The sequence below is a fragment of the Simplicispira psychrophila DSM 11588 genome, assembly GCF_000688255.1.
Classification (GTDB): Bacteria; Pseudomonadota; Gammaproteobacteria; order Burkholderiales; family Burkholderiaceae_C; genus Simplicispira; species Simplicispira psychrophila.
Genome location: NZ_JHYS01000002.1, coordinates 280,314 through 295,139 on the forward strand (window position 1 = coordinate 280,314; position 14,826 = coordinate 295,139).

Below are 14,826 nucleotides of genomic sequence, written 5' to 3' on the forward strand. Positions count from 1 at the left end.
TTGAGATGCGTGCGGTTGCAGCTATCTTTTTTGCACTCCGATCACCAGACTCGCGCCATCGCACACCGCAATGCGTCAGCCGACGCACCTTCACCGAGACACTCCCATGGAAGCCTTGACCCAACTCGTCACCGCCATCAACGATTTCGTATGGGGCCCGCCCATGCTGGTTGCCATTTTGGGCACTGGCCTGTTTTTGCAATTGCGGCTGAAATTTATGCCGATTACCAAAATTGCCATCGGCTTCAGGATGATCTGGCGGGGCAGAAAACCTTCGGCCGATGCCCCTGGCGAAATCACGCCCTATGCCGCCTTGATGACCGCTTTGGCGGCCACGGTGGGCACTGGCAACATCGCGGGCGTGGCCACGGCCATCGCCATCGGCGGGCCGGGCGCGCTGTTCTGGATGTGGATGACCGCCTTGGTAGGAATGGCCACCAAGTACGCCGAAGTGCTGTTGGCCGTCCACTACCGCGAAAAGGATGACCAAGGTGAATATGTCGGCGGCCCGATGTACGCCATCAAGAACGGCCTGGGCCGCCACTGGCGCTGGGTTGGCACCGCCTTTGCACTCTTTGGCGGTTTGGCCGGTTTTGGCATTGGCAACATGGTGCAGTCCAACAGCGTGGCCCACGTCTTGCAAGCCAATTTCGGCATCAACCCCTGGGTTTCCGGTGTCGTGATGATGGCGCTGACCGGCTTCGTCCTGCTCGGTGGCATCAAGCGGATTGGCGCGGCGGCAGAAAAGCTGGTGCCTTTCATGTGCATCGGCTACATCGCCGTGTCGCTGGTGGTGCTGGGCCTCTATGTCGATCAAATCCCGGCGGCGTTAGCGCTGATTTTTCACAGTGCTTTCAATCCCACTGCGGCCACGGGTGGTTTCGCTGGCGCCGCCATCCTGCTGGCCATGCGCTATGGCGTGGCGCGCGGTATTTTCTCCAACGAAGCCGGCCTCGGCACGGCCGGCATTGCCCAGGCTGCGGGCCAGACCAAGAGTTCGGTCGAATCGGGCTTGGTCGGCATGATGGGCACCTTCATCGACACCATCATCGTCTGCACCATGACCGGCCTGGTGCTGATCGTCACCGGCGCCTGGAACAGTGGCCTCACCGGTGCGGCGCTCAGTTCCAGTGCGTTTGCGCTGGCCTTCCCGGGCATCGGGCCGTATCTGCTGGCGATCCCGCTGGCGGTGTTTGCCTTCACCACCATTTTGGGCTGGTCTTATTACGGTGAGAAATGCTGGGCGTACCTGCTGGGCAGCGCCGTGGAAAAGCCCTACCGTATCTTGTGGACGCTGTTTGTCCTGATGGGCTCGGTCACGCAGCTGGACTTTGTCTGGCTGGTGGCGGATACCTTGAATGCCTTCATGGCGGTGCCGAACTTGATTGCGCTGCTGCTGTTGTCGCCGGTGGTGGTGCGGTTGACGCAGGAGTATTTTGTGGAGCAGCGCAATACCTGAGCTGCAATTGTTGGGGTTGGATGCCAATGAGCGCGATGGCGGTGGCATTGGGCGGCTGGATGGGGCGGGCCGCCCGTAGGTCGGGTTAGCCCCAAAGGCGTAACCCGACAGGTTTTCTGAATCAAAGGCCACCCACTTCAGTTGGCGCCATCAACAATCCGCTGTCAGTTGAATGCGCTGTTAGCACATGCAACTCCCTGACGATGCGTGGCGTCAGCGTGATGCGTATCCACGTGGATGGCCAAGGCGCCTACCAGCCGATTGCGTCCAATGCCACTGCCAGGGGCTGCGCACAAAACCGCCACGTTGAGATTTTTGTCGGTAAGCGTCCGCACTGAGGCACTCACCACGGTTCAATCTGTTTTTCTAACTTGCGCTGGCGCGCGTTGTATTTTGAAAGCTGCACACCCTAAGTCGATATTTTTTACGTTGCCGATAAAAATATCAGCACATTTTATTTTAATTGATTGATTTAAAAGGGAAAATTTAATTGGTATAAAAAATGCTTTAGCCATGTGTGCAACCACAGTTGCAGCCTGCAAGGGTTTACTTGCTATTAGTGAGGTAACACATGAAAGCATTTTCTTGGAAGCACATGGCTGGTGCTTTTGCACTCGCCTGCACGCCGCTTTTGACGCAAGCAGCACCGATTTATTACACAGACTGGGCTCCTGCACAATCAGTCAGTTTCTCTGCACTTCCGCCACCAGACATTTCTGGACGGATTGCCGGCTACATGTGGTACTGCGACCCTGCAATTCCCAACGGCACTTGTTCTGGCACCCATGCTTTTCCCGACATGGCGGAATTCCGATACGCTTTTAACTTGCCCAGTAGGGCAGATTTTGGTCTTCCGCTTTATATCCAGAATGCCTACATCTCTGTGGCTGCCGACGATTACTTCTCACTCTACGTCAACGGTAACCTAAAAACACCCAACGGCGTGTGGCATGACGATACGGGAGGCAGTGAGGTTACTTTCGATTTAACGAGCTCTCTCATCCTCGGGGCACCGAATGAAATTCTCATTTTTGCTTGCGATGGCAATCCGCCTAATCCGCGCGTTGCCGCCGGCGCAACGCCTGCGGGAGGCTGGGGCGGGTGCCCGAAAGCCTCGGATCGGGTGAACAGTTGGCTGCTGACGGATGGGCTGATCGAGGTTAATTACAACACCCCAGGAGGCGCGACTGTCTTCCGTACCACCTTAAACAGCACGAGTGCAGAAGAGCTTACCAATTGGGAAGCGCGCGGCGCTTTCACGGTACCTGAACCGGGCAGCGTCTTCTTGGTCATTGCGGGGGTGGGCTGGCTGCTAGTGCGGCGCAAGGGAGGCAGCATGGCTGCCAAAGGATCTCAGGCAGCGCAGACGCAGGTCTTCCCAGTGGTGTAAAGCTGTTTTTGGATCAAAAAAGCTGTGTTATTGGGGGTCGGATTTCAATTGGCGCGATGGCTCTGTATTCCGCCCACGGGGATAGAGCACGAGTTTTTTGTCTGCAAGCGTCCAAAAAATTGTGATCCAACCCCATGACCTGCTGTTGTGGGTTATCAAACTATTGAATTCACGGTGTGCGATGGCGGCAGGTTGTAGGTCGGGTTAGCCCAAAGGGCGTAACCCGACAGGTTTTTCGGCTCCGGAAATGTCGGGTTACGCTGCGCTAACCCGACCTACGCGATAAACGCAATCCTGATTTGATAGCTGCTACCGCACGTTAAATGGCTGTTTCAAGCCTATTAAACGCTGAGTTTATTGAAATACGTGCGCTAGTAGCTATCAATTTTGCATGGCGCCCACGTCTCACAGCACGCGGTGCTGTAGCGCTGGCAGTTGCATCCGCACTTGCTGCACGCGCGTGGCGTGCAGCTCGCTCAGGACCACGCCGGTGCCTTGGGCTTGCAGCGCCAGCACCTCGCCCCACGGATCGATGGCCAGGCTGTGGCCCCAGGTGTGGCGGCCGTTGTCGTGCACGCCGCCTTGGGCTGCGGCCAGCACGTAGGCCTGGTTTTCAATGGCGCGGGCGCGCAGCAGCAGTTCCCAGTGCGCCTGGCCGGTGGTGTAGGTGAAGGCGCTGGGCACCAGCAGCAGGTCGGCGCCGGCGCGGGCGTGTTGGCGGTACAGCTCGGGAAAGCGCAGGTCATAGCAGACGCTTAGACCGATGCACCAGCGGTGGCCGTCGCCGGACGGCAGGTGAAACTGCACCGGCGCCGTGCCGGCCTCGATGGTGTGGCCTTCGTCGTAGTGCTCGCGGCCATTGTCGAAACGGAATAGGTGGATTTTGTCGTAGCGCGCCACGCACTCGCCGGTGGGGGCATACACCAGACTGCTGTTGCGCACGCGCTGCGCGTCGCCACTGTCCGTGCAGGCCAGCGGCAGTGTGCCGCCGACCAGCCACAGGCCCAGTTCGCGGGCGGCGCTGGCCAGAAAATCTTGCACTGGCCCGTGGCCGAAGGGCTCGGCCAGCGCCAGTTTGTCGCTGTCGCGCAGCCCCATCACCGAGAAATATTCGGGCAATACCGCCAGTTCGGCGCCCAGGGCGGCGGCCTGCTCCAGCAGCGTGCGCGCTTGCGCCAGGTTGTCGGTCAGGCGAGGGGACGAGACCATCTGGATGGCGGCAATTTTCACGGGGCAACTCCTTCTGCGCTCGGCGCTGTGGGTGATGTGGGTGATATGGGTGATATGGGTGATGGTGCTTTGTCGGCTGCGGCGGCGGCCTTGCTGCCGCGTGCGATGCGCTCGACGCGCGGATCGGCCCAGGTGCCGTCAATGCGAAATTCTTGCGTCGCCGCCTGCATCAGTGGGCCGCGCAAAAACATCTGTGCCAGAAAGCTGCCCAGGCCAATCACCGGGTTGATGGCGGTGGCTACCAGCGAGGCGGTCATGGCGTTGATCTCGGGCACGACGACGACGTGCAGGTTTTGCGTTTCGTCGGCCACGTTGGCGCTGCCTTCCATCAGTACGGCGGCGTTGACGCCTTTCATTTGCAGGTTGTTGGTGCTGGCCACGCCATCGGTCAGGGTGACGTCGCCGCGCACAAAGTCAAAGGCAAAGCCCTGGCTGAAGACGTCGCGGAAATCCAGCGTCAGCCGCCGCGGCAGGGATTGCAAACTGAGCACGCTGAGCAGTTTGGCCAAGCCGGGGTCGGCCTTTAAAAACTGGCCGGATTCGATGTCTAGGTGGATCTGCCCGTTCATTGAGGTGTAGTCGGGACTCAGGGGCGCGCCGCGCCAGGCCACCTGTCCCTGCATTTGTCCCTTGCCCCGGCGCACCACGTCGGCCATGCCAAAGCGTTGCAGTAGCGCGCCCGTGTCGCGGATGTCCAACTGAAAATTGAGCGCGGTACGCCGCTGTGCGCCCTGGGCCGTAGCGGGGGTGGTCGGGTTCGGTAACGCCCAGTTGCCGGAGGCGCTCAGCGCAGCGTCGGGCGTGGTCAGGTTGAATTTGCTCAGGCGCCATTCGCGCTGTGCGCCTTCGCCGGCGCGGTTGTGGGCCTCCACCTCCAAGCGGCCCAGGGCGTGGCCGCGCAGGTGCAGGTCGTTGACCACAATGTCCAGCGCTGGCAGGGTGCCGGGCTGTTCGTTGAGCAAGGCTTCCACCTCGGTGTCGGCGCTGGGTGGCACCGTCAGGTGCGACAGGCGGGCCAACAGGCGTCCGTTGGCAGCTTGCGGCGCGCCGGCCTGGTGGTATTCCAGGTAGCCACTCAATTCGCTGGCGTCCAGATTGGCGCGCCACACCCCGCCCTCGTGCGCACCGCCGGCCACCACGTTGTGCAGGGTGCGGCCCTGCACCGTGAGCGCGGGGGTGCGCAGCGCCAGTACGGTCGGCAGGTAGTCGGTGCTGGGGGCGGTGGCGGGGGCGGACGCCGTGGTCGCTGTGCCGGTGTTTTTATCGACTGGCAACAACACCGCCTCCCAGGCATCGACATCGACCAGCGCGGTATGGACGTTGGCTGCCACGCCGTGCGCCGGCATTGGCGCGGCCTCGTCCGGCGCCAGCCCGATGGCGATGGCGCCGCGCAGCACGCGTGACGCAGCGCCGCTGATGTCGCGCACATAACGCACGTGGCCCAGCGCGCCGGCGTCCAGCGTCAGCTGGTCTTGCAGCGCAGCGTCGGATGCCAGCGACTCGGGCGTCAGCTCGGTGGTGTAGCGCATCGGCAGGGCGCTGTCGGCGCCTTTACTGAGCGGCGCGGGCAAGGACAGGGCCAGGCCTTGCAGGCTGGTGTGGACCACTATTTCTGGCACGCCCCGGCGCATCGTCAGGGCCAGCGTATAGGGCGTGCTGCCGTTGGCGTGGCGTGCCAGTTGCGATAAAAAGCCCAGCTCGCGGGCTTGGGCCAAGCCTTCGGCGGAGGCCACACCCTGCGCGCGCATTTGCAGTGCGCTGGCGCTGGGTGGGGCGTTGGCGGCTAACACTTGCATACCGCCTTCGAGTCGCACTTCGCCGCCCAGTGCCTGGGCTTGCACGCCTTGCAGGGTAAAGCCGTTGTCGGTGAACTGCACCACGCCGCGCGCGCGGGTCAGCGCCGGCGTGTCGGGTGTCATGCGCACGTCGCTGCTGGCCAGCGTGACGCCGCCGCGCACTGTGGACTGGTGCAGGTCGCTGATCGGCAGGCGCAAGTCCAGTTGCAGGTCGGCGCTGCCGCTGCCCGTGGCTTGCGCCAAGGCATGGTGGATCAGGCCGTCGATGGGCGAGCTTTTGACGATGTCCAGGAACTCCGGCAGCGGCCCCCGCGCTTGCGCCGAGACTTCGACCACCGGATGGGCGAGATCGGCAATCTGCGTCTGTGCCTTGCGGATGTGGATATTGCGCGCACCGGTGAATAGGCCGGTGGCACCGATGACGTGCATTGACGAGCGCTCAAACACCAGTTGACCGCTCAAGCGCGTCAATGCTGGCCAGGGCCGTTCGCCTTTGGGTTGCACGCTGGGCGGCACAAAGGCGTAAGTGGCGTTTTGCACCTGCGCAGCAATGCGAAATTCGCCCTGTTTCGGGTCGTTGAAGGGGATGTCGTGCAGGTCGCCCTTGACGCGAAAGGCCACGCTGCTGGTGTTGCCGGCGAGTACCGCGTCGCGCACATAGTGGCGCGCATCGGCCGGGATGACCAGGGGCAGGTAGCGGTGCACGCGCGTGCCATCGCCGCGTGTCAGCGTGCCGTTCAAATCGAGCACCCCCGGAAAGCGCGACCCACTGCCCGAGCGCGCTGGGTCACTGGTGCGCCAAGTGGCGCGCAACTGGCCCTGGGCGTCGGCGTTGGCAAAGCGTGTCTCGCCCACTTGCACGCTGATGTGCGGGCCGTCTTTAGCGTCCTTGCCGTCTTGGTTTTCGATCTTCCAATGCACTTCGGACGCTAGCTGGTGCAGCGCCAGCACCGGGTCTTCAAAAATGCCCGGCAGCAGCAGCGCGCCATCGGCCATGCGCAGGGTGGCTTTGCCGCCGGCTTGTGTCATCTCGGCATCGACCGTTGCGCCGCGCAGGCCGATAACGCCAGCGCTGGCGGCCTCGGGCGTGTCGGCCACTGCCAGTCCGCGCACGCGGGCCTTGATTTGGTAGCGGCCCTGCGCATTGAACGGGCCTTGCCATGTCGCCTGCAGCGCCTCGACCTGGCCTTGGGGTGCGTAGGTGCGCAGGGCGTTGTGGGCGGCGTCGCCCAGTGGCAGGCCCTGTGCAATCCGGGCCAGCGCGGCCAGATCCAGGCGGTCGGCGGTCAGTTCGCTGCGCTCTTGGCCGGCGCGCCCGCCGCCGTCGCTGTGTTGCAGGCGCAGATTGCCGCCCGGCCAGCGCAGGCCGTCGTCGGTCACAAACTGCAGTCCCTGGGTCGAGGCTTCAAAGCCGCCGTCCAGCCGGCGCCCGGTGACCCGGCCTTGCACCTGCGGCAATGCCAGCGGCTGCAAATTCTGGCCCAGCGTGGCGCGCACCTGGGCCAGCGCGATGTCGGCACTGCCGCCGACGACTTGGCCACGCGCCACGTCCACCCAGGCGCGCACGGCGCCGTGGCCTTGGGCCAGATCGATGCCGGGGTCGAGCTTCAAGTGATGGCGCAGCTGCGCGGCGTCGATGCGCGTGAAATCGGCAAACAGCTGACCGCTCCATTGCTGCCAATCGCCGCGGTGGGTGGACAGCAAGGGCTGTCGAAAGCGACCCATCAACGTAAAGCGCTCACCCCAGGCGGCTGGCGGTGTGGCGTCGATGCGCAGGCGGTGGCGCCAATTGCCGTTGCGCAGCAACATATCCACCGCGTCCAGCGCCAGCGGTGGGGCGCCGCGCAGTTCGTCCGTCCAGCGCAAGGTGCCGCCGCGCACCACCACTTCGGTCTGGCCAAACAGCCAGTCGGCGGCGCGGGTGTCGCCGGAAGAGGTGTCGGAAAACAGCAATCCGGCGATAAAGATGCGCCCGTCGGCGGTGCGGCGAATGTCCAGTTCGGGGCGCTCGATGTAGAGCTGTTCAAACCCCAGGCGCCACAGCGAGCGCGGCGACAGGGCGACCACCACCCGGGGCAGGCGCAGCGCTTCGCGGCCTTGCGCGTCCAGCAGCGCCACGTCGCCCAGTTCGACCGCCGGGATCAGGCCGTCGCTGCGCGCGCTCAAAGTGCCTATGCGCACCGGTATCCCCAAGGCGTGTCCGGCCTGCTCTTGCAGCTGCACGCGGTAGTCGCCGATACGCGGCACAATCCAGCCGTGAAGTGCCCCCCAGGCTGCTGCCAGCACCAGCAGAACCACCAGCATCAATCCCAGAGACCACCGCGCCAACCATGCCGCTGATTTCAGCAGGCGTGAGGGGTGCGAAGAAGGTGGCAAGGGGTCATGCATGGCGGGCTTGGGGGAGGCAGGAATTATGACCCGCGCTCCTAGTGTGGGTTCCATGCGACCCCGGTCGTTTTACATGCGGCTTACCCTGGCCGCGCAGGCCATGCAGACAGCTCACCTTGACAGCACCGCCCCCGAAGTTCACTGCCCCGCAGCAGCCTATTCGCGATTTTTTCAGCGCCTGCACCGCCGTTATGGCGCGCAACTGTCCTTTCTGGAGCCCGGCGCGCCGGTGCGCTCGCGCATGGCCAGCACCCTGGCCGCGTTAGAGGCCCGCGGCAACGACGTCGGCACCGCCCTGCGCATCCTGCGCCAGCTGGTGCTGGAGCGGCTGATGTGCCTCGATTGCGCCGAGCAAGCCCCGCTAGAGACCATCACCCGCGCCATGACCGATCTGGCCGAGCTGGCGCTGGACCGGGCCTGCCAGCAGGCGCGTGCCGACCTGGATGAGCGCTACGGCCCCCCCTGCGGGCCGCAGGGCCAGGAGGTGCAGTTGTGGGTGATCGGCATGGGCAAGCTGGGCGCGCGTGAACTCAATGTGTCTAGCGACATCGACCTGATCTACGTCTATGAGCACGACGGCGAGACGCGTGGCCGGCCCGATGGGCGTGGGCGCATCTCGCACCACGAATACTTTGCCTATGCCGTCAAGACCATCTACAGCCTGATTGGCGACACCACCGAGCACGGCTTTGTGTTTCGCGTCGATCTGGCGCTGCGCCCGAACGGCAACTCCGGCCCGCCCGCCGTGTCGCTGGCCGCGCTGGAGGAATACCTGCAGGTGCAGGGGCGCGAATGGGAGCGTTTTGCCTGGCTCAAAAGCCGCATCGTGGCGCCCGCTGCCAGCATTGCCAGTCCGGCGGTGCAGGCGCTGCGCGCGGTGGTGCTGCCGTTTGTCTTTCGCCGTTACCTAGACTACAGCGTGTTCGACGCACTGCGTGCGCTGCACCAGCAAATCCGCGACCACGCGGCCAAGCGCAGCGCCGGCCGGCCTGAGCGCGCCAACGACGTCAAGCTCTCGCGCGGCGGCATCCGCGAGATCGAGTTCACCGTGCAGTTGCTGCAGGTGGTGCGCGGCGGCCAGTTCCCTGAATTGCGCCGGCGTCCGACGCTGGAAGCCCTGCAGCGCCTGGCCGAGGCCGGGCTGATGCCGCAGCAGACCGCACAGGCGCTGGCCGAGGCTTACACCTTTTTGCGCCGCGTCGAGCACCGCATCCAGTACCTTGACGACCAGCAAACCCATGTCCTGCCGACACGCGACGACGATTTGGGCTGGATTGCGCAGACCCTGGGCTGCGCCGACAGTTGCAGCTTTTTGCACCAGTTGGACGCACACCGCGAATTGGTGGCGCAAGAATTTGACACCTTGCTGGGCGGCAACGATAAAAAAACATGCCAGGGCGGTGGCTGCGGCGCGCAAAAAAACGGCTCCGCTGCCCCGCCCGAGCTGCAATCGCTGCTCGATACGCTGCCGCCGTTGCTGCGCGAGCGCGTGGCCGAATGGCGCAGCCATGCGCGTGTGCTGGCGCTGCGCGACGAAGCGCGCGCGCGCCTGTTTCGCGTGGTACAGCGCACCGCACAATGGGTCAAAGAGGGTACGGTCAACGAAGCGGCCGCCGTGCGCCTGGTCGATTGGCTCGAACCGCTGTTGCGCCGCGAAAGCTACTTGGCGCTGCTGCTGGAGCGTCCGGCCGTCCATGAGCAAATGCTGCACCTGCTGGGTGCGGCGCGTTGGTCGGCGCGCTACCTGCTGCAGCACCCTGGTGTGATTGACGAACTGGCGGGCAATTCGCTGCTGTCCGAGCGCTTTGTCGCCGCCGACTTTGAGCGCGATTTGCAGCTGCGCCTGGCCTCGGTGCGCTCGACGCAGGAAGACGACACCGAAACCCTGCTCAATCTGCTGCGCCGTGCCCACCACGCCGAAACTTTTCGCACCTTGGCACGCGACGTCGAAGGGCGCCTGACGGTCGAACAGGTGGCCGACGACCTGAGTGCGCTGGCCGACAGCGTGCTGCGCATCACCGCGCAGTGGTGCTGGGCCCGCCTGAAAAACCGCCACCGCGACGAGCCGCAATTCGCCATCATTGGCTACGGCAAGCTGGGGGGCAAAGAGCTCGGCTACGGTAGCGACCTGGACATCGTGTTTGTCTTTGACGATGACGACGAGCGTGCCCCTGAGGTCTACGCCGCCTTTGTGCGCAAGCTGATCAACTGGCTGGCCGTCAAGACCGGTGAGGGCGATCTGTTCGAGATCGATACTGCGCTGCGCCCCAACGGCAGCTCGGGCCTGCTGGTCACCAGCTTTGAGGCCTACGCCAACTACCAGCAGCAGCGCGGCAGCAACACCGCCTGGACCTGGGAACACCAGGCCATGACGCGCGCGCGCTTTGTGTTGGGCAGCGAGGCCCTGCGCGCTCGCTTTGATGTGGTGCGCGAGGCCGTCATCAGTGCCCCGCGCGATGCAGCGGCGCTGCGCGCAGAAATTGTTGCCATGCGCGAGCGCGTGCGCCAGGCCCACCCGGTGCACAGTGACAAATTTGACGTCAAGCACAGCCCCGGTGCCATGGTGGACGCCGAATTTGCCGTGCAGTACCTGGTGCTGTCGCAATCGGGCACACACCCGCAATTGCTCGGCAACGTCGGCAATATCGCCCTGTTGCAACGCGCCGAAGAAACTGGACTGCTGCCCGCTGGCGTGGGCAATGCCGCTGCCGCTGCCTATCGCCAGCTGCGCAGCGTGCAACACAAGGCGCGGCTCGATGAGGCGTCGCTGGAAGTCGAGCCGGCCACGCTGGAGCCAGAGCGCCGCGCCGTGCTGGCGCTGTGGACGGCGGTATTTGGCGCTCCTTTCGCTGTGGCTTGAGGGCGTCCGATAGGCCCCCGATGGCGATGCCCATAAACTTCTGCGCTCGGGTGTCAGGGAATTCCCTTGGCGCATTGCCAGTGACGTATCGCCACACGGTCTGATAATTCGCCCATTACCATGAAACTCATTGCCCTCAATATCGAGTCCATTCAGCTCGGCCAGCCGCTGCCGTTTGCGCTGCGCGCCGCCAGTGGCGCTTTGTTGGCGCGAAGAGGTTATGTCATCCGCTCGCGCTCAGAGTTGGACTCGTTAATTACGCGCGGCGTCGAGCTGTGCATCGATACCACCGAGTCCGGGGACAGCCATCGCCACTATTTGGCCCGTTTGCAAGGTTTGTTGCTGTCGGATAAGTCGTTGGGCCACATTGCTTCTGTCAAATTGGCGGCGGCCGGCCAAAGCCCGCGTGGCAGCGCCTTGGGCGCTGCGCTGGACTGGACGGGCCAGCAAACGCGTGCCACGCAGCTGCTGCGCTCGCCTCAGTCGGCAGACTTCAGTTCACGATTTTGGGCGCTGCATGAAGACCTGGTGCAATCGAGCCAGCAAGTGCCCGACGCCACGCTGTTGGCACTGGTGCATATCTCGGCGCAGGAAACCCGCATGTACAGCGCCACGCACAGCATGTTGGTGGCCTGCGTCTGCATGATCGTGGCGCGCAGCACGCTGCGCTGGCCCGAAGCGCAGGTGCGGCGTGTCGGCTGTGCCGCCCTGGGCATGAACCTGGCCATGACCGAGTTGCAAGACCAGTTGGCGCTGCAGACCGAGCCGCTGGACGCGGGGCAGATCGCCGCCGTCGAAAGCCACGCGCTGCGCTCGGCTGATTTGCTGCAGCAGATGGGCTTTGACGACCCGGTGGTGCTCGAAGCCGTGCGCCACCACCACCACCGTGCACCCGGCTCGCTGGCCAACAAGACCGAAACCCAGCAGGTCGCGCGCCTGTTGCAGCGCGCCGACATTTTTGCTGCCCGCTTGGCGCCGCGTGCGGCGCGTACCCCCATGCCGGTCACGGCCGCCATGCAGGCCTGTTACTACGACGAAGAACAGCAGGTGGACGAAGCCGGCGTGGCCATCGTCAAGACGCTGGGCGTGTATCCGCCCGGCGCTTTTGTGCGCTTGACCAGCCAGGAGGTGGGGCTGGTATTCAAGCGCGGCAGCACCGCCACCACGCCGCGCGTGGCCGTACTGCTCAACCGCGACGACATGCCCACCGGCGAGATGATTCCGCGCGACACGGCGTTGCCCGCCTGGAAGATCACCGGCGCGGTGGCACAGCGTGACGTGCGGGTCAGTATTTCCCTCGAGCGCCTGCTGGCCCTGGTGTGAGATAGCGCCCGCCGCTGGCGCCGCAGCGCTGCAGAACCTCACTTTTTGCAACACAAAGAGACGGGAACTTTCCCGAAATTGCGGCACCATAGTGGAATGCGGCTGGTGTCTGGCCCCCTTCTTTTACTGTTGTGATGCCTTTCAGGCGTGTGCCTGACTGAAAACCCTGGAGTGCTCCTCCTCCCTCCCTCTCTTTCTTCGCTTCGGGGCGCATCACAACATTTTTATTCCGGCCTGGCGTGCTAGACAGGCCTTGTGAACAGGCTCTTTCGGCCCCCTACAATCGGGTCCCTATGAGCCTCACAACCCTTACTGCCCTGTCGCCGCTGGATGGCCGCTACGCCGCCAAGCTTTCTGTTCTGCGCCCCATCATGAGTGAGCACGGTTACATGCACCGCCGTGTGCAAGTGGAGATGGCGTGGTTCATGGCGCTGTCGGATGCCGGTTTTGCCGAATTCAAACCGCTCACCGTTGGCGCCCGCGCCTACCTGTTGGGCTTGGTGAAAAATTTCTCGGAGGCCGACTGCGCCGCCATCAAGGAATTTGAAAAAACCACCAACCACGACGTCAAGGCGGTCGAGTACTGGATCAAGAGCAAGTTTGAAGCGCGTCCAGAACTGGAAAAAGCCACCGAATTTGTCCACTTTGCCTGCACCAGCGAAGACATCAACAACACCAGCCACGCGCTGCAACTGCGCTCCGGGCGTGACCAGGTGGTGCTGCCGGCATTGGATCGCATCATCCTCAAGCTGCGCGAGATGGCGCATCTGCACGCTGGCGTGCCCATGCTCAGCCGCACGCACGGCCAGACTGCCAGCCCAACCACCGTCGGTAAAGAGCTGGCCAACGTCGTGGTGCGCCTCCAAACAGCGGTGGAGCGCATTGCCGGCGTGAAGATCATGGCCAAGATGAACGGCGCGGTCGGCAACTACAACGCCCACTTGGCGGCGTGGCCCGACTTCGATTGGGAAGCTTTCAGCAAAAACGTCGTTGAAACCCCCGAGCCGATGGGCCTGGGCCTGACCTTCCAGCCCTACAGCATCCAGATCGAGCCGCACGACTACATGGCCGAGCTGTTTGATGCCGTGGCGCGGGCCAACACCATCCTGATCGACCTGTCGCGTGACATCTGGGGCTATGTCAGCCTGGGCTACTTCAAGCAGCGCCTCAAGGCCGGCGAGATAGGTTCCAGCACCATGCCGCACAAGGTGAATCCGATCGACTTTGAGAATGCCGAAGGCAACCTGGGCCTGGCCAATGCGCTGCTCAAGCACCTGTCGGAAAAACTGCCGATCAGCCGTTGGCAGCGCGACCTGACCGACAGCACCGTGCTGCGCAACATCGGCGTGGCGCTGGGCTATGCCGCGCTGGCCTACAGCTCGCTGCTCACCGGCCTGAACAAACTCGAACTGAACGAGGCTGCGCTGGCCGAGGATCTGGACGCCGCCTGGGAAGTGCTGGCCGAACCGATCCAGACGGTGATGCGCCGCTATGGCGTGCAGGGCGCCTATGAAAAGCTGAAAGAAGTGACGCGCGGCCAGACCGTGACCGCCGCTGATCTGCATGGCCTGATTCGCTCGCTGGAGATTCCCGACGCTGAAAAAGAGCGCCTGCTGGCCATGACGCCAGGCAGCTACACCGGCAAGGCGACCGAACTGGCGCGCCGCGTCTAAGGTAGCGTAATTTTAAGTATTTTTGGTCTCAAGCGCTTATGCTGTAAGCGCTGATAGCTATCATTTTCAATGCCCTGGCCCCCCAGGGCATTGCTTTTTACGGACCCCCGTCCACCCCTTTGGGACTGCCCATGGCCATCAAATCCACCATCTTCAAGGCGAACCTGCAAATCGCCGACATCGACCACGGCTACTACGCCGACCACGCGCTGACCCTGGCACGCCACCCGAGCGAGACCGACGAACGCATGATGGTGCGGCTGGTCGCCCTGGCGCTGCACGCGCACGAACTGCAGGACACCTGCCACGGCGACGGCACGCTGGCGTTTGGCGCCGGCTTGTCCGACCCGGACGACCCGGATGCCTCGTTGACCGACTTCACCGGTCGCAAGCGCCTGTGGATCGAGGTCGGCCAGCCGGAGGACAAATCGATCAGCAAAGCCTGCAGCAAGGCCGATGCCGTGGTGCTGTACGCCTTCAACCACGCCGCCGAAGTCTGGTGGAAGGGCATTGAAACCAAGCTCTCGCGCCTGGAGAAGTTGCAGGTCTGGCGCATCCCGTCCGAGGCCGCGCAAGAACTGGCGCAATTGGCCCAGCGCAGTATGCAATTGCAGGCGACGGTGCAGGAGGGCGCCATCACCCTCAGCAGCACGCAGGGCAGCGTGCATGTGGAGCCGTTGCGCTGGAAGTGAGCCGATCGGCCGCGC

The 14,826-nt window shown here is 63.7% G+C and carries 9 protein-coding genes; 6 read left to right on the top strand and 3 right to left on the bottom strand.

Annotated features, from left to right (window positions below):
• Positions 1-106: 106 nt before the first annotated feature.
• On the top strand, positions 107-1,459 hold the full coding sequence (locus Q390_RS0103355; RefSeq protein WP_027994807.1) for an alanine/glycine:cation symporter family protein: 1,353 nt from the start codon (positions 107-109) through the stop codon (positions 1,457-1,459).
• A gap of 353 nt (positions 1,460-1,812) precedes the next feature.
• On the opposite strand, the gene Q390_RS19840 is transcribed toward Q390_RS0103355, so the two are convergent.
• On the bottom strand, positions 1,813-1,974 hold the full coding sequence (locus Q390_RS19840) for a hypothetical protein (RefSeq protein ID WP_156949813.1): 162 nt from the start codon (positions 1,972-1,974) through the stop codon (positions 1,813-1,815).
• Between the two features lie 56 nt (positions 1,975-2,030).
• On the opposite strand from Q390_RS19840, the gene Q390_RS0103365 reads away from it, so the two are divergent.
• Positions 2,031-2,849, top strand: coding sequence for a PEP-CTERM sorting domain-containing protein (locus Q390_RS0103365; protein WP_084153748.1), 819 nt, complete (start codon positions 2,031-2,033; stop codon positions 2,847-2,849).
• Between the two features lie 405 nt (positions 2,850-3,254).
• Here Q390_RS0103365 and Q390_RS0103370 read toward each other — a convergent pair whose 3' ends face one another.
• Together Q390_RS0103370 and Q390_RS17370 are read right to left on the bottom strand one after the other, a co-directional pair.
• The gene (locus Q390_RS0103370; RefSeq protein WP_027994809.1) at positions 3,255-4,079 is read right to left on the bottom strand and encodes a carbon-nitrogen hydrolase family protein; all 825 of its coding nucleotides are present in this window, start codon (positions 4,077-4,079) and stop codon (positions 3,255-3,257) included.
• Positions 4,076-8,263, bottom strand: a complete 4,188-nt coding sequence (locus tag Q390_RS17370) for a YhdP family protein (RefSeq protein ID WP_037472033.1) — start codon at positions 8,261-8,263, stop codon at positions 4,076-4,078. Before Q390_RS17370 ends, Q390_RS0103370 begins: the two co-directional genes overlap by 4 nt.
• Before the next feature lie 100 nt (positions 8,264-8,363).
• Between Q390_RS17370 and glnE the strand changes: the two genes are divergently transcribed.
• The 4 genes from glnE to Q390_RS0103395 all read left to right on the top strand — a co-directional run bounded on the left by glnE (position 8,364) and on the right by Q390_RS0103395 (position 14,811).
• Positions 8,364-11,123, top strand: coding sequence for a bifunctional [glutamate--ammonia ligase]-adenylyl-L-tyrosine phosphorylase/[glutamate--ammonia-ligase] adenylyltransferase (glnE, locus tag Q390_RS0103380; RefSeq protein ID WP_027994810.1), 2,760 nt, complete (start codon positions 8,364-8,366; stop codon positions 11,121-11,123).
• 120 nt (positions 11,124-11,243) lie between these two features.
• The gene (locus Q390_RS0103385) at positions 11,244-12,446 is read left to right on the top strand and encodes an HD-GYP domain-containing protein (protein WP_027994811.1); all 1,203 of its coding nucleotides are present in this window, start codon (positions 11,244-11,246) and stop codon (positions 12,444-12,446) included.
• 293 nt (positions 12,447-12,739) lie between these two features.
• Entirely contained in the window at positions 12,740-14,119 is a 1,380-nt protein-coding gene (gene purB, locus Q390_RS0103390) for an adenylosuccinate lyase (RefSeq protein WP_027994812.1), read from the top strand.
• 131 nt (positions 14,120-14,250) lie between these two features.
• Complete coding sequence (locus Q390_RS0103395) at positions 14,251-14,811, top strand: YaeQ family protein (RefSeq protein WP_027994813.1); 561 nt, start codon at positions 14,251-14,253, stop codon at positions 14,809-14,811.
• Positions 14,812-14,826: the final 15 nt, after the last annotated feature.